Source organism: Citrobacter arsenatis (assembly GCF_004353845.1).
Lineage (GTDB): Bacteria > Pseudomonadota > Gammaproteobacteria > Enterobacterales > Enterobacteriaceae > Citrobacter > Citrobacter arsenatis.
Map to the genome: position 1 here is coordinate 4,490,544 of NZ_CP037864.1, position 20,999 is coordinate 4,511,542.

21 protein-coding genes and 1 pseudogene are annotated in these 20,999 nt (G+C 55.7%); 14 read left to right on the forward strand and 8 right to left on the reverse strand.

What is annotated here, in order from left to right; genetic code table 11:
* Positions 1-17: 17 nt before the first annotated feature.
* The 3 genes from hldE to E1B03_RS22560 all read right to left on the reverse strand — a co-directional run bounded on the left by hldE (position 18) and on the right by E1B03_RS22560 (position 5,779).
* On the reverse strand, positions 18-1,451 hold the full coding sequence (hldE, locus tag E1B03_RS22550; RefSeq protein ID WP_006688027.1) for a bifunctional D-glycero-beta-D-manno-heptose-7-phosphate kinase/D-glycero-beta-D-manno-heptose 1-phosphate adenylyltransferase HldE: 1,434 nt from the start codon (positions 1,449-1,451) through the stop codon (positions 18-20).
* Between the two features lie 59 nt (positions 1,452-1,510).
* Entirely contained in the window at positions 1,511-4,351 is a 2,841-nt protein-coding gene (gene glnE, locus E1B03_RS22555; protein ID WP_133086961.1) for a bifunctional [glutamate--ammonia ligase]-adenylyl-L-tyrosine phosphorylase/[glutamate--ammonia-ligase] adenylyltransferase, read from the reverse strand.
* Between the two features lie 126 nt (positions 4,352-4,477).
* Positions 4,478-5,779, reverse strand: coding sequence for a CYTH domain-containing protein (locus tag E1B03_RS22560; protein WP_133086962.1), 1,302 nt, complete (start codon positions 5,777-5,779; stop codon positions 4,478-4,480).
* A 241-nt stretch (positions 5,780-6,020) separates the two neighbouring features.
* On the opposite strand from E1B03_RS22560, the gene E1B03_RS22565 reads away from it, so the two are divergent.
* Positions 6,021-6,641 carry a TIGR04211 family SH3 domain-containing protein gene (locus E1B03_RS22565; RefSeq protein WP_038633948.1) on the forward strand — a complete coding sequence of 207 codons (621 nt, stop codon included), beginning with the start codon at positions 6,021-6,023 and terminating at the stop codon, positions 6,639-6,641.
* Positions 6,642-6,702: 61 nt separating this feature from the next.
* On the forward strand, positions 6,703-7,938 hold the full coding sequence (locus E1B03_RS22570) for a multifunctional CCA addition/repair protein (RefSeq protein ID WP_133086963.1): 1,236 nt from the start codon (positions 6,703-6,705) through the stop codon (positions 7,936-7,938).
* Here E1B03_RS22570 and E1B03_RS26780 read toward each other — a convergent pair.
* The 3 genes and pseudogenes from E1B03_RS26780 to folB form a co-directional block, all read right to left on the reverse strand.
* Positions 7,862-8,029 (reverse strand): annotated as a pseudogene (locus E1B03_RS26780) (hypothetical protein); the annotation flags it as partial. The gene E1B03_RS22570 and the pseudogene E1B03_RS26780 overlap by 77 nt on opposite strands.
* Before the next feature lie 9 nt (positions 8,030-8,038).
* Positions 8,039-8,857 (reverse strand): undecaprenyl-diphosphate phosphatase, encoded by an 819-nt coding sequence (gene bacA, locus E1B03_RS22575; RefSeq protein ID WP_103769759.1) that lies wholly within the window; start codon positions 8,855-8,857, stop codon positions 8,039-8,041.
* Positions 8,858-8,943: 86 nt separating this feature from the next.
* Positions 8,944-9,312 carry a bifunctional dihydroneopterin aldolase/7,8-dihydroneopterin epimerase gene (gene folB, locus E1B03_RS22580; RefSeq protein WP_038633959.1) on the reverse strand — a complete coding sequence of 123 codons (369 nt, stop codon included), beginning with the start codon at positions 9,310-9,312 and terminating at the stop codon, positions 8,944-8,946.
* A 106-nt stretch (positions 9,313-9,418) separates the two neighbouring features.
* Here folB and plsY point away from each other — a divergent pair, with 106 nt between their 5' ends.
* Positions 9,419-10,036, forward strand: a complete 618-nt coding sequence (plsY, locus tag E1B03_RS22585; protein WP_003828443.1) for a glycerol-3-phosphate 1-O-acyltransferase PlsY — start codon at positions 9,419-9,421, stop codon at positions 10,034-10,036.
* A gap of 47 nt (positions 10,037-10,083) precedes the next feature.
* Here the strand turns inward: plsY and ttdR are convergent, their stop codons facing one another.
* Positions 10,084-11,016, reverse strand: coding sequence for an L-tartrate utilization transcriptional activator TtdR (gene ttdR / locus E1B03_RS22590; RefSeq protein ID WP_103769760.1), 933 nt, complete (start codon positions 11,014-11,016; stop codon positions 10,084-10,086).
* A gap of 213 nt (positions 11,017-11,229) precedes the next feature.
* Between ttdR and ttdA the strand changes: the two genes are divergently transcribed.
* From ttdA to ureG, 10 genes are all read left to right on the forward strand, one after another.
* On the forward strand, positions 11,230-12,138 hold the full coding sequence (gene ttdA, locus E1B03_RS22595; RefSeq protein ID WP_016154538.1) for a L(+)-tartrate dehydratase subunit alpha: 909 nt from the start codon (positions 11,230-11,232) through the stop codon (positions 12,136-12,138).
* On the forward strand, positions 12,135-12,740 hold the full coding sequence (gene ttdB / locus E1B03_RS22600; protein ID WP_032937359.1) for a L(+)-tartrate dehydratase subunit beta: 606 nt from the start codon (positions 12,135-12,137) through the stop codon (positions 12,738-12,740). Before ttdA ends, ttdB begins: the two co-directional genes overlap by 4 nt.
* A gap of 49 nt (positions 12,741-12,789) precedes the next feature.
* Positions 12,790-14,253 carry an anion permease gene (locus E1B03_RS22605; protein WP_133086964.1) on the forward strand — a complete coding sequence of 488 codons (1,464 nt, stop codon included), beginning with the start codon at positions 12,790-12,792 and terminating at the stop codon, positions 14,251-14,253.
* 123 nt (positions 14,254-14,376) lie between these two features.
* On the forward strand, positions 14,377-15,201 hold the full coding sequence (locus E1B03_RS22610; RefSeq protein ID WP_207949472.1) for an urease accessory protein UreD: 825 nt from the start codon (positions 14,377-14,379) through the stop codon (positions 15,199-15,201).
* Between the two features lie 10 nt (positions 15,202-15,211).
* Complete coding sequence (locus E1B03_RS22615; protein WP_003024678.1) at positions 15,212-15,514, forward strand: urease subunit gamma; 303 nt, start codon at positions 15,212-15,214, stop codon at positions 15,512-15,514.
* A gap of 9 nt (positions 15,515-15,523) precedes the next feature.
* Positions 15,524-15,844, forward strand: coding sequence for an urease subunit beta (locus tag E1B03_RS22620; RefSeq protein WP_103769764.1), 321 nt, complete (start codon positions 15,524-15,526; stop codon positions 15,842-15,844).
* Positions 15,837-17,540, forward strand: a complete 1,704-nt coding sequence (gene ureC, locus E1B03_RS22625) for an urease subunit alpha (RefSeq protein WP_133086966.1) — start codon at positions 15,837-15,839, stop codon at positions 17,538-17,540. Before E1B03_RS22620 ends, ureC begins: the two co-directional genes overlap by 8 nt.
* A 9-nt stretch (positions 17,541-17,549) precedes the next feature.
* Positions 17,550-18,008, forward strand: coding sequence for an urease accessory protein UreE (gene ureE, locus E1B03_RS22630; protein WP_133086967.1), 459 nt, complete (start codon positions 17,550-17,552; stop codon positions 18,006-18,008).
* A complete protein-coding gene (locus E1B03_RS22635) occupies positions 18,008-18,679 on the forward strand; it encodes an urease accessory protein UreF (RefSeq protein ID WP_133086968.1) in 672 nt (223 codons plus the stop codon). The genes ureE and E1B03_RS22635 overlap by 1 nt, the downstream gene beginning before the upstream one ends.
* 9 nt (positions 18,680-18,688) lie before the next feature.
* Complete coding sequence (gene ureG / locus E1B03_RS22640) at positions 18,689-19,306, forward strand: urease accessory protein UreG (RefSeq protein WP_103769768.1); 618 nt, start codon at positions 18,689-18,691, stop codon at positions 19,304-19,306.
* Between the two features lie 87 nt (positions 19,307-19,393).
* Here the strand turns inward: ureG and tsaD are convergent, their stop codons facing one another.
* Positions 19,394-20,407, reverse strand: coding sequence for a tRNA (adenosine(37)-N6)-threonylcarbamoyltransferase complex transferase subunit TsaD (gene tsaD / locus E1B03_RS22645; protein WP_003024694.1), 1,014 nt, complete (start codon positions 20,405-20,407; stop codon positions 19,394-19,396).
* Positions 20,408-20,643: 236 nt separating this feature from the next.
* Between tsaD and rpsU the strand changes: the two genes are divergently transcribed.
* A complete protein-coding gene (gene rpsU, locus E1B03_RS22650; protein WP_001144069.1) occupies positions 20,644-20,859 on the forward strand; it encodes a 30S ribosomal protein S21 in 216 nt (71 codons plus the stop codon).
* Positions 20,860-20,999: the final 140 nt, after the last annotated feature.

A 20,999-nucleotide genomic window follows, 5' to 3' on the forward strand; every position in this document is an offset into this window, starting at 1 on the left:
GGCAAACGTCCTGGCGATTATTTATCGCTGTCTTTCTGGATCTTCTTAATGATGTTGGTTGTTGAGCAGCCATCTTCGAAGTTCAGCACCAGCACTTCACCGCCGTTCGCCCACACCTCTTTGCTACCCGCAATATCTTCCGGCTTATAGTCGCCGCCTTTGACCAGCAGATCCGGCAGGATGCCAGCAATCAGACGCTGCGGCGTGTCTTCTTCAAAAGAAACCACCCAGTCGACGGACTCCAGCGCGCCCAGCACGATCATACGCTGTTCCAGCGGGTTGACCGGGCGAGTTTCGCCTTTCAGACGTTTGGTCGAAGCATCGCTGTTTACCGCTACGATCAGGCGATCGCCGAGCTTGCGCGCATTCGCCAGATAAGAAACATGGCCCGCATGCAGGATGTCGAACACGCCGTTGGTCATCACGACTTTCTCACCGCGTTTGCGGGCGCTGGCAACGGCCTGCTTCAACTCAGCTTCGCTCATCACGCCAAAGCCGGTGTCTGCCCGACCACGCACGGCGTTTTCCAGTTCAATTGGAGAAACGGTGGAAGTCCCCAGCTTACCGACGACGACCCCGGCTGCCGCGTTAGCAAAATAGCATGCTTCTTCCAGAGAATTACCCGCCGCCAGCGTTGCCGCCAGCACGCCGATAACCGTGTCACCCGCACCGGTAACGTCATACACTTCCTGCGCCTGGGTCGGCATATGCAGCGGCGCTTTGCCCGGTTGCAGCAGCGTCATCCCCTGTTCGGAACGCGTGATCAGCAATGAGGAAAGGTCGAAATCAGCAATCAATTTCATGCCGCGTTCCACCAGCTCTTCTTCGCTTTTGCACTTACCGACAACCGCTTCAAACTCGGACAGATTCGGCGTCAGCAGCGTAGCGCCACGGTAGCGTTCAAAATCGGTTCCTTTCGGATCGATAAGCACCGGAACCCCGGCCTTACGCGCCAGCGCAATCATCTGCTGGACGCTTGCCAGCGCGCCTTTGGCGTAATCAGAGAGCACCAGCGCGCCAATAGAACCCAGCGCCTGATTAATACGCTCGTGCAGCGGCTGCGGATCCACGCCTTCGAAACCTTCTTCGAAATCCAGGCGAATCAGCTGCTGGTTGCGGGAAAGCACGCGCAGTTTGGTAATCGTCGGATGAGTTGGCACGGACACGAAATCACATTTCACGTTCACATCCGCCAGCGTTTTACTCAGCGCCCGCGCAGCGTCGTCAATACCGGTCAGGCCCACCAGACGCGAATTCGCTCCCAGAGAGGCAATGTTCATCGCCACGTTTGCTGCGCCACCGGGACGTTCTTCGATGGTATCAACCTTCACCACCGGAACCGGCGCTTCAGGTGAAATACGGCTGGTAGGACCGTACCAGTAGCGATCCAGCATCACATCGCCGACAACCATGACTCCTGCACGTTCAAACTCTGGCAGCGTTACTTTCATTCCTGTCTCCTGAGAGATTCTCTGAGGGTCTTAAAATTTGCGCGCGATAATAGCACACTTCACTCGGCAACCAGCCACTTCTGCCAGCTGTCACGCACCAGTGTACGTTCAGCGTCGAAGTGCTCCGGCGGCACATGGCCCGGAAGTTCCTGCAACGCAAGATGGTGAAGTTCATCGCGCAGCGTCGTATAAGCACGGGTAAGCGCCAGCGCTTCCTGCTCATCCATAATGTCGTTTTGCGCCAGCAATTCCAGGATGCGCACGTTATCCGACCAGCGCGTCAGCTTCGGTTTTTCATGCGCATAACGCAACACCAGATATTGCGTAATAAACTCAATGTCGGTGATGCCACCTTCATCCGCTTTGATATCAAAACGATCGCGATGCTTATTGCCCAAATGGGCACGCATTTTCTCACGCATTTCACGCACGTCGGTTTGCAAGGTTTTGCCATCGCGGACGAGGGTCATAATATCGCGGCGAATCGCATCAAACTGAGAGGTCAACTGCGGGTCGCCGTAGACCACGCGCGCACGCACCAGCGCCTGATGCTCCCATGTCCAGGCTTCGTTGCGCTGGTAATCGGCGAAAGCGTCGGTTGATGTCACCAGCATTCCCGCCGCGCCGGACGGACGCAGCCGCGCATCCACTTCGTACAAAATACCGGACGAGGTGCGGGTACTGAAGAGATGCATAATGCGCTGCGACAAACGCAGATAGAACTGTCGCCCGTCAATCTCACGCTCACCGTCCGTCATCACGTCCATCGGACAGTCATGCAGGAAGATCAAATCGAGATCCGAGCTGTAACCCAACTCCCAGCCGCCCAGTTTGCCATAACCGACGACGGCAAAACCGCGCCCTTCGCGCTCGCTAAGATGGGTCGGTTGCCCATAGCGAGCGACCATCTGCGCCCACGCCTGCTGGACTACCGCATCGATAATGGCTTCCGCCAGCCAGGTTAAGTGGTCGCTCACCTTCATCACCGGCAGCGTTCCGGCGATATCAGCCGCAGCAATACGCAACAGCTGCGTTTGCTTAAACTGACGCAGCGCTTCCAGTTGCTGCTCTTCGTCATCTTCCGGCACGCGCAGCAAATACTGGCGCAGCTCATCACGGTAGGCATCCGTCGCGGTGGGTTGATACAGGGTGTTCGGATCCAGCAGTTCGTCGAGCAACAGCGGATACCGCGCCAGCTGGCTGGCGATCATCGGCGAAGCGGCGCATAACGAAATCAGATGCTTAAGCGCCCCAGGGAATTCGCTCAACAGCTCCAGATAGGTCGTGCGGGTCACAATTCCCACCAGTAGCGGCGTGATGCGCGACAGCGGTACTGAGGCATCGTCGCGCGAACATACATCGCTCAGCAGATGCGGCATTAAATGATCCAGCACCTGGCGTCCGCGTGGACCAATAGTGCGTTTATCCAGCTCTTTGCGAAAATCAGCAATCAGCGACAGCACGCGTCGGCGATCGTCATCCGCCAGATGCGTCAGCACCGGCGTGGTGTCATCTTCCTGTAAGGCGTCCTGCCACAGTTCGCGCCACTGTTCTGACAGCGACTCTTCCTGGGTTTCGGCTTCATCATCGCCAATCAGCTCGTTAAATACCCGACGCACGTTGTCCATATGACCGGCCAGTACATCGGTTAACTGCGCCCAATCATCGACGTTCATCCCCCACGCCAGCCGCGCGCGATTCAGTTCATCGCCCGGCAGCGTCTGGGTCTGTTCATCATTGATGCTTTGCAGCAGGTTTTCCAGGCGGCGTAAATAGAGATAGGCTGCTCGCAGTTGTTCCGCGTCGGTATCTGGCAGCAGGTGCAGCGCATTGATGGCGCTAAGCGTTGGTAACAGCGAGCGGGATTGCAGCGACGGCTCACGCCCACCGCGAATCAGTTGGAATACCTGTACGATAAATTCGATTTCACGAATGCCGCCCGCCCCCAGCTTGATGTTGTCTTTCAGGCCACGGCGCCGCACTTCCCGGGCAATCATCCCTTTCATGTTACGCAGAGACTGGATCACGCTGAAATCAATATAGCGACGGAAGACAAAAGGCCGCAGCATGGCGCGAAGTTCGCTGACGTAAGTACCGTCGGAGTCGCCCATAATGCGGGCTTTGACCATCGCATAGCGTTCCCAGTCGCGGCCTTGTTCCTGGTAATAATCCTCCAGCGCGGAGAAGCTCAGCACCAGCGGGCCGCTGTCGCCAAACGGACGTAAGCGCATATCCACTCGATAGACAAACCCGTCCATGGTGGGCTGATCCAACACTTTGATGAGCCGCTGGCCCATACGGGTAAAGAACTGCGCGTTATCCAGCTCTCGACGCCCGCCCTGCGTACTGCCGTGCTCCGGCCAGGCAAAAATCAGGTCAATATCAGAGGAAAAATTCAGCTCGCCGCCGCCCAGTTTCCCCATGCCTAAAATCAGCAGTGGCTGCGCAATACCTTCAGGATTACAAGGCGTTCCCCACTCACGGCAGCAGACAGCGTATAACCAGTCGCGCGCGGCGACGATCAGCGTTTCAGCCAGATGGCTTAACTGCTGCAAGATACACTCTTCCGTCATCAACGACAGCGTCTGCGCCCAGGCGATACGCACCATAATGCGACGGCGAAACAGGCGTAGCTCACGCATCAGCGTGTTTTCATCGCTGACGTCGGTCAACGCCTGCTGTAACCAGGGGGCATAGTGTTGCCATTCGTCCGCCTGAGGTGGCGCGCTTTCCAGTTCTACCAACCATTCGGGATGGGCAATAATACTGTCACGGACAAAATCACTGAATGTAAGCACTGACTTCGCCTGCACGCTAAGCGAGGACTCAGATATTACTGCTGGCAGCCGCTCAACAACGGTCGGCCAGTACTGCTGTAACGGTGAAGAGAGCTGCTTCATTTATGGATTATCCTTTGAATGGTGTCGGAGGGCGGCGTTTCGCCTGATCCGGCCTGCATGACACTTACGCCCGTCGCGTAGGCCTGATAAGCGTAGCGCCATCAGGCATCCCGATCTCAATCCTGATTATCGTTTTCCGCTGTGCAGCCAGAACGGTTCCAGCGCGATAGCCTCGTTGCGAAAATGTTCAATTTCAATAAATTGGTTGGCCGCAATGGCGTGACGCAAACCCTGCCAGTTGGCGATCCATTCCGAGGCAACATTTTCGTCGTAGTACCCCGCCAGCATCAGCATGCTATCAATATTGCGCGTCAGGCGCGGAAGCTGATCGGCGTACTGATCGCCCAGCGGCTGAGCAAAAGCGGTTTTCAGCTCAGCGGCATGGCGCGAGAGATGGGTATCTGAGAAACGCTTAAAGGAGTCGGCAATTTTGCCCTGCGCCTTCGCATCCAGGAATGGCTGCCATCCTTTGGTTACCAGCCATTCGGTCAGGGCCAGTTTAGCCATTGCCGTTTGCGTGCTGTAAACCGCCGAAACGGCAGAAACGTCCGATGCCATAATCGCTTCCGACTGGGTCAGCAAATCACGTAAGTGAGCGCTCGCTTTTCGGGGTACATTACCGCCAAACAGCATCAGAATGTGACGCACCAGTCCCATTGCCGCCAGCACCTCGGCTTTCGCCCCCTTGACGCCGCGTACCCACAGCTCTTCATGGTACTGCCACTGTGATAATGCCAGCTCCAGTGCCGCTTCCAGCCCTTGCTCAATGCTCGCCTTCGCCGGAACCTTCAAAATGCGCGTCGGTTTGAGTTCACGCGGCGCATTCCCCTGAGCCAGATGATAACCGCGCGCCGCTTTGCTCAGGCTACCCTGGCGTAAACCGGTTTGCGAAACCAGCTGGTTTGCCAGCTTCAATACAGCACGGGTATCGCCGCTGAGCAACTCCAGTTCAAGCTCACAAATAGGTTCAGCAAACTCACCGGCTTTCACTTCCCCAAGGTCGAGGGCCATTTCAATTCGGCTGCCGTCAACATCAACCACCCATTTCTCACGGTAAAAATCGGTGCTGAACAGCGGCTGCACCTGGGCAGCGAGGTCAGCGGGCAGCTCGCCATCGGGCCAGACTTCCGTTGGGAACAGGGCAAGATCCAGCTCAGGCGTATTTAGCGCAACGTTATACTCAGGCCTCTGATGCAGGCCGCCCGTCACCCGTCCGGCAATTTTCATGGTCATTTCGTAATGACCATTCTCACCACGAATACGCAGCCCCATATCGTGACCACGCAGCCACGCATCCGGCGTTTCGTAGTAGATATTCAGCAACTGACTGGGCGCATGATGCTCTCCCCCCAGCGTATTCAGACGTTCACGTAGCGCATCTACAGCATCACTATTGACGATAAATTTTAATTCGATTTCCTGGGCCATGGTCTTGTACTTATGGGTTATGTCACAGTTGAGAAAACTGACTGCGAACTAAGTTCGTTCTTTATGGTCAGTAGATAGTATTTTGCGCCAAATTGCCATGCAACGAGCAATTTGACGGGCGTAAAAGTTTCGGGTGGTGGCAAAAAGGACACAGATGATTCCGATTGATGTCGAATGCTTTGCGTAGAGACACTGATGCCACTACTATCGTTCCACTTTCTATGACAATAACGACAGCCTGATGCCAAAATTACGCCTGATTGGATTAACTTTACTCGCACTTAGCGCCACTGCAGTCTCTCATGCCGAAGAAAAGCGCTATGTCTCTGACGAACTGAACACCTGGGTCCGCAGCGGTCCGGGAGATAATTATCGCCTCGTGGGCACGGTTAACGCCGGCGAGGAAGTTACGCTATTACAGACCGATGCCAACACTAACTACGCTCAGGTGAAAGACAGCACCGGTCGTACCGCCTGGATCCCACTGAAAGAGCTGAACAGTACGCCAAGCCTGCGTACCCGCGTTCCCGATCTGGAAAACCAGGTTAAGACCTTGACCGATAAGCTCAATAATATCGATACCACGTGGAATCAGCGCACCGCCGATATGCAGCAAAAAGTATCGCAAAGCGACAGCGTGATCGACGGGCTGAAACAAGAAAATCAGAAGCTGAAAAACGAGCTTATTGTGGCGCAAAAGAAGGTCAGCGCAGCCAACCTTCAGCTTGATGACAAACAGCGCACCATCATTATGCAGTGGTTTATGTACGGCGGCGGCGTGCTGGGCCTTGGTCTGTTGCTCGGTCTGGTTCTGCCACACATGATCCCAAGCCGTAAACGCAAAGATCGCTGGATGAACTGAATCGCCTTCTCCGCCACACTGACATATGATTAAGAGATCATAATTTCAAAAGGAAAGTGGCGTGAAGATTTATCTGGTCGGTGGTGCTGTTCGGGATGCGTTATTAGGGCTACCGATTAAAGATAAAGATTGGGTTGTTGTCGGTGCCACACCGCAAGAGATGCTCGACGCGGGCTACCAGCAGGTAGGCCGCGATTTTCCCGTGTTTCTGCATCCGCAAACCCGGGATGAGTATGCGCTGGCGCGTACCGAACGTAAATCCGGCTCGGGGTATACTGGGTTCACCTGCTACGCCGCGCCAGATGTAACGCTGGAGGCCGATCTTCAGCGTCGCGACCTGACCATCAACGCAATCGCCCGCGATGACGACGGAGAAATTATCGATCCGTATAACGGGCGCGACGATCTGGAAAGGCGTCTGCTGCGCCATGTTTCTCCTGCCTTTAGCGAAGATCCGCTGCGCGTGCTGCGCGTGGCGCGCTTTGCTGCCCGCTATGCGCACCTCGGTTTTCGTATTGCGGACGAAACCATGACGCTGATGCGCGACATGAACGACGCTGGCGAACTGGAACATCTGACGCCAGAGCGGGTGTGGAAAGAAACGGAAGGCGCATTAACCACCCGTAATCCACAGATCTTTTTTCAGGTTCTGCGCGACTGCGGCGCACTGCGCGTTCTGTTTCCGGAAGTGGATGCCCTGTTTGGCGTTCCCGCGCCCGCGCAGTGGCACCCGGAAATCGATACCGGGATTCATACGCTGATGACGCTGTCGATGGCCGCCATGTTAAGTCCTGAGGTCGACGTGCGTTTCGCCACGCTATGCCACGATCTTGGCAAAGCATTGACACCTAAAGCGTTGTGGCCGCGCCACCACGGCCACGGTCCGGCGGGGGTTAAGCTGGTCGAGCAACTGTGTCTGCGCCTGCGCGTGCCGAATGACATCCGTGATTTAGCCAAACTGGTGGCCGAGTTCCACGACCTGATTCATACCTTCCCGATCCTGCAGCCCAAAACCATCGTTAAGCTGTTTGATTCCATCGATGCCTGGCGTAAACCGCAGCGCGTGGAGCAAATCGCCCTGACCAGCGAGGCCGACGTGCGAGGACGAACCGGTTTTGAAGCGGCGGATTACCCGCAAGGCAGACTGTTGCGCGAAGCCTGGCTGGTTGCGCAGGCAGTGCCAACGAAAGACGTCGTTGCCGCGGGATTCAAAGGTCAGGCTATTCGCGAGGAACTGACCCGGCGTCGCATCGCGGCAGTGGCCAGTTGGAAGGAGCAGCGTTGCCCGAAAGCGTAGACATTGCGTTGCCGGATGGCGGCATAAATGCCTTATCCGGCCTACATATTGCGCCCGTAGGCCGGATAAGCGCAGCGCCATCCGGCACCACGGAAAGTCATCAGAAGAACACGACGTAAACGGCAGCCGCTACAACAAAGCGGTAAATCGCAAACGGAATGAACGAGATGCGCTTAATCAACTGCAGGAAGGTTTTGATCGCCACCAGCGCCACGATAAATGCCGTCACGAAACCGACGGCAAACATCGGAATATCTGATGCGCTGAGAAACGACCAGCTCTTGTAGAGATCCAGCGCTGTTGCGCCCATCATCATCGGCACAGCCAGCAGGAAAGAGAATTCAGATGCCGCGTAACGGCTCACGCCCATCAGCATACCGCCAGAAATTGTCGCACCGGAGCGAGAAAAGCCCGGCCACAATGCCAGACACTGGAAACAGCCGATCATAAACGCCTGGCGATAGGTCATATCATCCAGACCCGGCGCACGCGGCTCTTTCGGCTTCAGGCATTCTGCGGCAATCAGCAGCACGCCCCCTACCACCAGCGCGTACATCACGTTGATCGGGTTAAACAGCGATTTGATAGTGTCGTGGAATATCAGTCCGAGAACCACGGCAGGAATCATCCCCAACAGGATATGCCCCAGCGTCAGCCGACCTTTGCCAGTACCTTCATGTGGGACCTTACCGAAGTGAATGCCAATCAAGCCGAACAAACGTCGCCAGAACATCACCACGACTGCCAGGATAGAGCCTAACTGGATAACCACTTCGAATGTTTTTGCGGTATCACCCTCAAAGCCCAACAGGTGGCCAACAATAATCATATGGCCGGTACTGGAAACGGGTAAAAATTCCGTCAATCCCTCGACCACACCCAAAATTGCCGCCACCAGCAGCGAGTGCATATCACTCATTAATAAACCCCTAGATAGAGAAACCACGGCAAAAAAGAGCCGACGAAAGGACCCTTTTATACCCGTTTGTTTTAGAAATTATTAAATTAATTATTTTCTTTCAGATTATTGCCACGCTCAATGATAACCCCGACGTTCGCCGCACGGGCTACCGCGCCAGGTTTACTGAGTTTGATCCGTACCCAGGGAGAATTAAAGCGGCTAAGCAGCAGATCTGCCACCTCTTCCGCCACGCGTTCTACCAACGCGAAACGCCCGCCTTCTACATGATTTACAACCGTTTGAGCAATATCAGCATAGCTCAGGCAATCAGCCACATCATCGCTTTTAGCCGATTTACGGTTATCCCACGCCATTTCGATATCGAACACCAACTTTTGTTCGATCGTTTGTTCCCAGTCGTAAACACCAATAGTGGTGATTACAGAAAGTTGCTCTATAAATACAATATCCATCACGACCTGCCTGCTTTTTGGCTAACCCGGATACCACTTCCGGCGAAATATGCGTATTATCCACAGAAGTAGCGTTTTACACGACATTTTCAAAACGGAACAGCTTATGAGTGCAATCGCGCCTGGAATGATTATCTTCGCGTACCTCTGCGGCTCAATCTCCAGTGCTATTCTGGTATGCCGCCTTGCTGGATTACCGGACCCGCGTGACAGCGGCTCAGGGAATCCGGGCGCGACAAACGTATTGCGCATCGGTGGCAAGGGAGCCGCCGTCGCCGTGCTGATTTTCGACGTCCTGAAAGGTATGTTACCCGTCTGGGGTGCCTATGCGCTAGGCGTTAGCCCCTTCTGGCTGGGGTTGATCGCGATCGCCGCCTGTCTGGGACACATCTGGCCGGTATTCTTCGGCTTTAAGGGTGGCAAAGGCGTTGCCACCGCCTTTGGCGCGATTGCGCCAATTGGTTGGGACTTAACCGGCGTGATGGCCGGAACCTGGCTGCTGACCGTCTTATTAAGCGGCTATTCGTCGCTGGGCGCGATCGTCAGCGCGCTGATCGCCCCGTTTTACGTCTGGTGGTTCAATCCCCAGTTCACTTTCCCGGTATCCATGCTGTCGTGCTTAATTCTGCTACGTCACCATGACAACATTCAGCGATTGTGGCGCCGTCAGGAGCCAAAGATCTGGACCAAGCTGAAGAAAAAACGCGAAAGAGATCCTGAGTGACGGTACTGCCGGATGACGGAGCTAAAGCGTCTTATCCGGCCTACAACCTACGGGATTTGATACCCCTCCACCGGTTTGCCTAATCGGTTCTGACACCACGTTGCCAGAAACTCCACGCACACGCGCAGCTTCACGCTGCGATACAGCGGTTCCTGATAAACCGCCCAAATATTGGCGCTTTGCGCATAGTCCGGTAGCACACGCACCAGTTCGCCGCTTGCCAGAAACGGCTGCACGTCCCATTCGGAACGTAGCATAATGCCCTTTCCCTGAAGCGCCCACTGCAGCACTATCTCACCGCTGTTAGAAGAAAGATGACCCGCTACCTTGACCGACTTTTTCTCTTGCCCGTTATCCAGCTCCCACACCCCGTGAGTCATATCGCGTTCTTTGGTGACCAGACAATCATGACGACTTAATTCCTGTAACGTCGTCGGCTCACCGTATTTTTGTAAATATGTTGGTGCTGCACATAATATTCTTCTGTTTTTCGTTAACAAATGTGCAATATAATAATCCGGAATCTCGTCATTAATCCGAATATCCAAATCGATATTGTCATGAGCCAAATCAATTTGCCGATCGTAAAGTTCAAAATGTACCTGTAATTCAGGATAGCTATGCATCAATTCGGTAATGGCTGGCGCAATATAACTGCGCCCAAAACCAAAGCTACAGCCGATACGAATCATCCCAGCCGGGCGCGTTTTGAGCTGCGTGACGTCATCAACCAGATGCTGATAGCCCGCGAGGATCGCCTGCGCATGTTCATAGCAACGTTGACCACTCTCCGTTAAAGCCACGCCACGCGCGGAACGGCTTAGCAGTGTCGTCCCCAGAGTAGCCTCAAGGATCTGAATGCGTTTCGTCACAAACGCCGGCGTTTGGCCAAGCGTCGCGGCGGCGGCGCTGAAGCTGCCGCTATGCACAATCTCAACCAGCACCTGCAGGTCTTTCGCCAGGGGATACGTGTTCAGCATAATCGGTATATCCGTAATGTTGTTAACCGCAGTGTAATTCGCTCATGCGTAATAAACCCTGCCTTTGCGCAATTTTTATTGCCTTATCCGGACATCATTCACGAACTGTTAATTAGATATTCACAGTGGCAAATAATATAAACCCACATTTTTGGTGGTAGTTTGTGGCGGAGAATTTATTTCCAGATAAATAAAAGAACTGGAGTTAACAAGATGAGCAATCAAAATAACCAAAATGCGATAACTACGCTGACGAACATTGTCGCGGACTTTACCGCCATGATTTCTACCCGCATGCCTGACGACGTCGTGGATAAATTAAAACAGCTGCGTGAAGGCGAAACCTCGCCGATGGGTAAAATTATCTATCACACCATGTTTGACAACATGCAGAAGGCTATCGACCTGAACCGTCCTGCCTGTCAGGACACCGGCGAGATTATGTTTTTTGTGAAAGTGGGTTCCCGTTTTCCGCTCCTCGGCGAACTGCAAAGCATCCTGAAGCAGGCCGTTGAAGATGCCACGGTGAAAGCGCCGCTGCGCCATAACGCGGTCGAGATTTTTGATGAAGTGAATACCGGCAAAAATACCGGTACCGGTGTGCCGTGGGTTACCTGGGACATCATTCCTGATAATGATGACGCAGAAATTGAAGTCTACATGGCAGGCGGCGGCTGTACGCTGCCGGGACGCTCGAAAGTGTTAATGCCCTCTGAGGGCTACGAAGGCGTGGTGAAATTTGTCTTCGAAAATATCTCCACGCTGGCAGTCAACGCCTGTCCGCCGGTGCTGGTGGGCGTAGGTATTGCCACCTCCGTTGAAACCGCCGCCGTTCTTTCTCGTAAAGCGGTGCTGCGTCCTATCGGCTCACGTCATCCGAATCCGAAAGCGGCCGAGCTGGAACTGCGTCTGGAAGAAGGGCTTAACCGTCTGGGTATTGGTCCACAAGGGCTAACCGGTAATAGCTCGGTGATGGGCGTACATATCGAATCCGCCGCGCGCCACCCGTCGACTATCGGCGTTGCTGTCTCTACCGGCTGCTGGGCGCACCGTCGCGGCACGCTGTTGGTTCATGCTGACCTCTCCTTCGAAAACCTGTCTCACACCCGGAGCGCGTTATGAAAAAGATCCTCACAACCCCGATCAAAGCCGAAGATCTGGCAGACATTCGCGTTGGCGATGTCATTTACCTGACCGGTACGCTGGTGACCTGCCGTGACGTTTGCCACCGTCGCCTGATCGAACTGAAGCGCCCGATCCCTTATGACCTGAACGGCAAAGCCATTTTCCACGCGGGCCCGATCGTACGTAAGAACGGTGAAAAATGGGAGATGGTCTCCGTTGGCCCAACCACCAGCATGCGTATGGAAGCGTTTGAGAAAGACTTTATCGAACAGACTGGCGTCAAGCTGGTGGTCGGCAAGGGCGGTATGGGACCGCTGACGGAAGAAGGCTGCAAGCAGTTTAAAGCACTGCACGTCATCTTCCCGGCAGGCTGCGCGGTCGTGGCGGCAACCCAGGTTGAAGAGATCGAAGAGGTACACTGGACGGAACTCGGCATGCCGGAGTCCCTGTGGGTGTGTCGGGTCAAAGAGTTCGGTCCGCTGATCGTTTCCATCGATACCCACGGCAATAACCTGATCGCCGAAAACAAAAAACTGTTCGCTGAACGCCGCGATCCGATCGTGGAAGAGATCTGCGAGCACGTGCACTACATCAAATAACCCTCCCGGAGAGGCGCTGCGCCTCTCCCCCTTTCGCAGGGATACAACAATGGCACCTTTAGCTGGTTGGTGGCGATACCTGGCTCCGCTGGTGGTCATCGCCATTATTGCTGTTCTACCCGTCCCCACCGGTCTTGAGAGCCACACCTGGCTCTATTTTGCCGTCTTTACCGGTGTGATTGTCGGGCTTATTCTGGAACCTGTACCGGGCGCGGTAGTGGCGATGATTGGCATTTCGATCATCGCCGTCCTTTCACCGTGGCTGCTGTTCAGCCCGGAGCAACTCGCGCAGGACGGTTTTAAATTTACCGCCAAATCGCTGTCGTGGGCGGTATCTGGCTTTTCAAACTCGGTCATTTGGCTGATTTTCGCGGCCTTTATGTTTGGTACCGGCTATGAGAAAACCGGGCTTGGTCGGCGTATCGCGCTGATGCTGGTGAAAAAGATGGGGCACCGGACGCTGTTTCTCGGCTATGCGGTGATGTTCTCTGAGCTTATCCTCGCCCCCGTCACGCCGTCCAACTCCGCACGCGGAGCCGGAATAATCTATCCGATTATCCGCAACCTGCCACCGCTGTATAACTCACAGCCCAATAGCGCCAGTTCACGCTCCATTGGCTCATACATCATGTGGATGGGCATTGTCGCCGACTGCGTCACCAGCGCTATTTTCTTAACGGCGATGGCGCCGAACCTGCTGTTGATCGGCCTGATGAAAGGCGCGTCCCACACCGCGCTGAGCTGGGGTGACTGGTTCTTAGGCATGCTGCCGCTGAGCATTTTACTGGTGCTGATCGTGCCGTGGCTGGCGTATGTGTTGTATCCACCGGTGCTGAAATCCGGCGATCAGGTTCCGCGCTGGGCGGAAACCGAACTAACAGCAATGGGACCTCTCTGCGCTCGCGAGAAAAAGATGCTGGTACTGATGGTCGGCGCGCTGGTGCTGTGGATCTTCGGCGGCGACTACATTGACGCCGCAATGGTCGGATACAGCGTAGTGGCGTTGATGCTGGTACTACGCATCATTAGCTGGGATGACATCGTCAGCAATAAAGCCGCGTGGAACGTCTTTTTCTGGCTGGCCTCGCTGATCACGCTGGCAACCGGGCTCAATAACACCGGTTTTATTACCTGGTTTGGCAAGCTACTGGCAAACGGGCTGAGCGGCTATTCGCCGATGATGGTGATGGTGGCGCTGATCGTGGTGTTCTATCTGCTGCGCTACTTCTTTGCCAGCGCCACGGCGTATACCTCCGCCCTCGCACCGATGATGATTGCCGCCGCGCTGGCGATGCCGGAAATCCCACTACCGGTCTTCTGCCTGATGGTCGGCGCCGCCATTGGCCTGGGCAGCATTCTTACCCCGTACGCCACCGGTCCTAGCCCTATCTACTACGGCAGCGGTTATTTGCCTACGGTGGATTACTGGCGACTCGGTGCTATTTTTGGCCTGATTTTCCTCGTGCTGCTGGTGATTACCGGTCTGGTCTGGATGCCCCTCGTTTTACTGTAAAACCCTGGTGGGGCGGCGTATTGTCGCCCCTTTATCCATAAGCTTCTCATATGATCGATTTCCCGATGCGCTGAGGCATACTTTTTTGTATGCAAACACCCTCATGCTGATAAGGGAAACGCTCTGGACACGGTTGCGCACGAGACACTCACACGGGGCTGGCAGGCCGAACTGGATCTGCATTTTACCCGCACCGGGCACAAAACGGTGCTCGCCTCGGCGCGTCATCATGGTCCATTGACGGTTCAGCGCCCGTTTTACCCGGAAGATGACGTTTGCCATCTCTATTTGCTTCATCCACCGGCGGGGATCGTCGGCGGAGATGAGCTCCATATCGCCGTAACACTCGACGAAAACAGCCACGCGTTAATCACCCAGCCCGGCGCGGGAAAGTTTTATCGCAGTCGCGGACCGCAGGCATTGTTGCACCAGCATTTCACGCTCGCGCCCCACGCGACGCTGGAGTGGCTGCCGCAGGATACGATCCTCTTTCCCGGCGCCAACGCCGCTATTCAGACCGTCTTTCATCTGACATCCACAAGCCGCCTGCTGGCCTGGGACCTGCTGCGCCTTGGGCGACCAGTTATGCAGGAGACTTTCAGTTACGGCACGCTGCAAAACCGTCTGGAAGTGTGGCGAGATGGGCAGCCACTGCTGATAGAACGCTTGCAGTTGCAGGAGGGGAATCTGAGCGGCGTCGCACATCATCCCTGGGTCGGCACGTTGCTGAGTTATCCGGCCAGCGAACATATGCTCGAGGGCACGCGGGAGCGACTTACGGCGCTTGGCGATTACGCCGGGGCAACGCTTAACGATTCGCTGCTGACAATCCGTTTTCTTGCTAACGACAACCTGGTTGTCCAGCGCGTTATGCGCGACATCTGGCAATTTCTACGCCCGCTGCTGACACACAAAGCGCCCGTGCTCCCGCGAATCTGGCAAACCTAAGAGAACCCTTATGGAACTGACCCCCAGAGAAAAAGACAAGCTGTTGCTGTTTACCGCCGCGCTGGTGGCGGAACGTCGCCTGGCCCGCGGGCTGAAGTTGAACTACCCGGAATCGGTGGCGCTGATTAGCGCTTTCATCATGGAAGGGGCACGCGACGGGCAAACCGTGGCCGCGCTGATGGAGGACGGGCGTCACGTCCTGCGCCGCGATCAGGTGATGGAAGGCGTACCGGAGATGATCCCGGATATTCAGGTTGAAGCCACATTTCCTGACGGATCGAAGCTGGTCACCGTCCACAACCCGATCGTCTAAGGAGCGACAATGATCCCAGGTGAATATCAGATCGCAAAAGGCAATATCGCGCTCAATCAAGGACGGGAGACCTGCACGATCGTGGTGGAAAATCATGGCGACAGGCCCATCCAGGTGGGATCGCACTATCACTTTTATGAGGTGAATCCGGCGCTACGCTTTGACAGGCAGGCCGCACGCGGCTTTCGTCTGAACATTGCTGCGGGCACGGCGGTACGTTTTGAGCCGGGACAAAAACGCGAAGTCGAACTGGTGCGCGTCGCTGGCGCACAAAGGATCGTGGGTTTTCGCAGCGAAGTAATGGGCGCGCTGGAGACAGATAATGAGTGAAATTTCCCGACAGGCGTACGCCGACATGTTTGGCCCAACCACCGGCGATAAAGTGCGCCTGGCGGATACCGCCCTGTGGATCGAGGTGGAAAAAGACTTCACCACCTACGGCGAAGAGGTCAAATTTGGCGGCGGAAAAGTGATCCGCGACGGCATGGGTCAGGGGCAAATGCGCGCCGAGGCATGCGTGGATCTGGTGATAACCAACGCGCTGATCGTCGATCACTGGGGGATCGTGAAAGCGGATATCGGCATCAAAGCTGGCAGGATCTTCGCCATCGGCAAAGCAGGTAATCCCGATATTCAGCCCAACGTCACGATCCCAATAGGCGTGGGAACAGAAGTCATCGCCGGGGAAGGCAAGATCGTCACTGCGGGCGGCGTGGATACCCATATTCACTGGATCTGCCCACAGCAGGCCCAGGAGGCGCTGGTTTCCGGCGTGACGACGATGATCGGCGGCGGCACTGGTCCGGCGGCAGGAACTCACGCCACCACCTGTACGCCGGGTCCCTGGTACATCGCGCGCATGCTGCAGGCAGCAGACGCGTTGCCGGTTAACATCGGTTTGCTGGGCAAAGGCAACGGCTCAAACCCAGACACCCTACGCGAGCAAATCTGCGCGGGCGCGATTGGCCTGAAAATCCATGAAGACTGGGGCGCCACGCCTGCCGCTATCGACTGTGCGCTGACCGTGGCCGACGAAATGGACATCCAGGTAGCGCTGCACAGCGACACGCTCAATGAGTCCGGTTTCGTGGAAGATACGCTGGTAGCGATTGGCGATCGCACCATTCATACCTTCCACACCGAAGGCGCGGGCGGAGGCCATGCGCCGGATATCATCACCGCCTGCGCGCATCCGAATATTCTGCCCTCCTCCACTAACCCGACGCTGCCCTATACCGTCAACACCATCGACGAACATCTCGACATGCTGATGGTTTGCCACCACCTCGACCCGGATATCGCCGAAGACGTTGCCTTTGCTGAATCACGCATTCGCCGGGAAACGATCGCTGCCGAAGATGTTCTGCATGACATTGGCGCGTTTTCTCTGACCTCGTCCGATTCACAGGCGATGGGGCGCGTGGGCGAAGTGATCCTGCGCACCTGGCAGGTGGCGCACCGCATGAAGATTCAGCGTGGCCCGCTGGCAGAGGAAACCGGCGACAACGACAACCAGCGCGTTAAACGCTACGTCGCCAAATACACCATCAACCCGGCGCTAACCCACGGTATCGCCCATGAAGTCGGTTCCGTTGAGCCTGGAAAACTGGCCGATCTGGTGCTGTGGTCACCCGCCTTTTTTGGCGTAAAACCGGCGACGATCGTCAAGGGCGGGATGATCGCCTGCACGCCGATGGGTGACATCAACGCCTCGATCCCCACGCCGCAGCCCGTGCATTACCGCATGATGTTCGGCGCACTTGGCGCAGCGCGGCATCACACCCGACTGACATTTATTTCACAAGCCGCTGACGCGCAGAACATCCCGCAGCAGCTCAATTTGCAAAGCGCCATCGCCATCGTCAAAGGCTGCCGGACGGTGAAAAAGGCCGACATGATCCACAACGGCCTGCAACCCAATATCACCGTCGATGCTCAGACCTACGAGGTGCGTATTGATGGCGAACTCATCACCAGCGAACCGGCAGACATTTTGCCGATGGCGCAACGCTATTTTCTGTTTTGAGGAGTGACGATGATCTACCTGACCCAACGCCTTGAGCACGCCCACCGCGTCACCGCAAGCGTCACGCTACCCATTGATATTCGGGTTAAAAGCCGCGCCAGAGTAGCGCTAAACGACGGTCGCGAAGCCGGGCTGATGCTACCGCGCGGTTTGCTGCTACGCGGTGGCGATCTGTTAACTACCGAAGATAGAACTGAGGTGATCGAAGTGATCGCCGCGCCGGAGTCGGTTTCCATAGTGCGCTGCGCCGATCCTTTCCTGCTCGCCAAAGCCTGCTATCACCTCGGCAATCGCCACGTACCGCTGCAAATTCTGCCCGATGAGCTGCGCTACCACCACGATCATGTGCTGGACGATATGTTGCGCCAGTTCAATCTCGAGGTGACGTTCGCCCAGTTGCCGTTTGAACCTGAAGCAGGCGCTTATGCCAGTGAATCACACGGGCATCATCACGGCCATGCGCACTGATGCATAACACCCAACGGCTACGTCTGATGCAGCTCGCCAGCAGCGCGCTCCCGGTGGGGTCGTTTACCTGGTCCCAGGGCCTGGAATGGGCGGTGGAAATCGGCTGGGTGAAAAGCGTCGATGACTTCTCTGCCTGGCAAATCCAGCAGATGGAGCAAAACTTTTTTACCGTCGACCTACCGTTGCTGGCGAGACTGTATCGTGCCTGCGAGCAGGACGATCTCGTCGCCGCACGCCGCTGGAGCGCTTACCTGTTGGCTTGTCGCGAAACCCGCGAACTACGGGATGAAGAACGCAGCCGAGGCGCGGCGTTTACGCGGCTGGTCACCGACTGGGAGGCGGACTGCTCGCGGGAGTGGCGCGCGCTCTTTGTCGACAGCCAACTCTGCGGTATGGCCTGGCTGGGTGTGCGCTGGAAAATCCCCCTGATGGAGCTGGCGCTAAGCCTCGGCTACAGCTGGATTGAGAGCGCTGTAATGGCAGGTGTCAAACTGGTGCCTTTTGGGCAACAGGCGGCCCAACGTTTGATTATTACGCTCTGCGATCGCTATGCGCAGGGTTTGGTACAGGCGCTGGCGTGTCCTGAGGCCAGCCTCGGCTCCGCAACGCCGCTGGCTGCAATCGCCTCTGCCCGACATGAAACCCAATATTCCCGATTATTCCGCTCCTGAGGAGAAAAAATGAGTAACAACAAGCATCCCCTGCGTGTGGGCGTTGGCGGCCCGGTTGGTTCCGGCAAAACGGCGCTGCTGGAAGCATTATGCAAAGCCATGCGCAGCAGCTATCAGTTGGCCGTGGTGACCAACGATATCTACACCAAAGAAGATCAGCGCATTCTCACCGAGGCGGGCGCACTGGAGCCAGACAGGATCGTCGGCGTGGAAACCGGCGGCTGTCCACATACCGCCATCCGCGAAGATGCGTCGATGAATCTGGCCGCCGTAGAAGCGCTGAGCGAGAAATTCGGCAATCTGGATCTGATTTTTGTGGAAAGCGGCGGCGATAACCTGAGCGCCACCTTCAGCCCAGAATTAGCGGATCTGACGATCTATGTGATCGACGTTGCCGAAGGCGAGAAGATCCCACGTAAAGGTGGTCCGGGGATCACTAAATCCGATTTTCTGGTGATCAATAAAACCGATTTGGCCCCTTATGTGGGCGCCTCGCTGGAGGTGATGGAGCGCGATACCCTGCGCATGCGCGGCGAGCGTCCGTGGACGTTTAGTAATTTAAAATCCGGAGAAGGTCTGGAAAAAATTATCGCGTTTCTGGAAGAGAAAGGAATGCTGCGGATGTAGCACGATTTATCGCCGGGTGGCGGCTTCGCCTGACCCGGCCTACGGTTTTGTTGGCCCGGTAAGCAAAGCCACCACCGGGCAAAAAACTCACGCCGCCGGTAATTCCGCCAGCGGCCAGCGTGGACGCACGGTCACGCCAAGATCCGCCGTTGCACCCGCTTTAAAACGCACCATGCCCGCGTAGGCGATCATCGCCCCGTTGTCGGTGCAAAATTCCGGGCGCGCATAAAACACTTCGCCACGACGTTTTTGCATCATCTCGGCCAGTTTTGCGCGCAGCGTACGGTTCGCGCTCACGCCCCCCGCCATCACCAGACGTTTAAAACCGGTTTGATCCAGCGCGCGTTTACACTTGATCATCAGCGTATCGACCACCGCATCTTCAAACGCACGGGCGATATCTGCACGCGTCTGATCGTCATTTTCGTTATTACGAATGGTATTCGCGGCGAAGGTTTTCAGGCCGGAGAAGCTAAAATCCAGCCCCGGACGGTCGGTCATCGGGCGCGGGAAGACAAAACGTTTTTCAACGCCTTGCGAAGCCAGCTTTGACAGCATTGGGCCGCCAGGATAATCCAGCCCCAACAGCTTAGCGGTTTTGTCGAACGCTTCGCCTGCGGCATCGTCAATCGATTCGCCCAGCAATTCATACTGACCGATACCGGTGACGCTGATCAGCTGCGTGTGACCGCCGGAAACCAGCAGCGCGACGAACGGGAACGCAGGGGGATTATCTTCCAGCATCGGTGCCAGCAGATGCCCCTCCATGTGGTGCACAGGAATTGCTGGTACGCCCCAGGCGAACGCCAGCGAACGACCTACGGTTGCGCCAACCAGCAGCGCGCCAACCAGACCAGGACCTGCGGTATATGCCACCGCATCGATCTCTTTTGCCGTCAGTCCCGCTTCTTTCAGCGCGGCCTGGATCAGCGGTACGGTTTTACGTACGTGATCGCGCGAGGCCAGTTCTGGCACTACGCCGCCGTAGTCAGCGTGTAATTTCACCTGACTATACAATTGGTTGGCTAAAAGACCTTTTTCATCGTCGTAAATGGCGATGCCGGTTTCATCGCAGGATGTTTCAATACCCAGTACACGCATGACTTGTTTTACCTCGCTCTATTACCGCGCAGTGTAGGACCAATGCGGGTTGATGTAAAACTTTGTTCGCCCCAGGAGTTCCGCTCGTGTATACTCCTTGTCCTTATAAAAGTCCCTTTCAAAATCGCGTCGGTGCTTTACAAAGCAGCAGCAATTGCAGTAAAATTCCGCACCATTTTGAAATAAGCTGGCGTTGATGCCAGCGGCAAACCGAATTTATTAAAGGTGAGAGTTACATGCCGGTAATTAAAGTACGTGAAAACGAGCCGTTCGACGTAGCACTGCGTCGCTTCAAGCGTTCATGCGAAAAAGCAGGTGTTCTGGCGGAAGTTCGTCGTCGTGAGTTCTATGAAAAACCGACTACCGAACGTAAGCGCGCTAAAGCTTCTGCTGTGAAACGTCACGCGAAGAAACTGGCTCGCGAAAACGCACGCCGTACTCGTCTGTACTAATCCATTGAGAGCAAAAGCTCTCAATTCAGACTGAGTTGTAGTTGTAAGGCCGTGCTTCCGGAAGGAATGCGCGGCTTGTTTTCGTTTATACATCAGCAATTACACAAAATCATTCATGCTGTATCACAAAACGCGTTAGC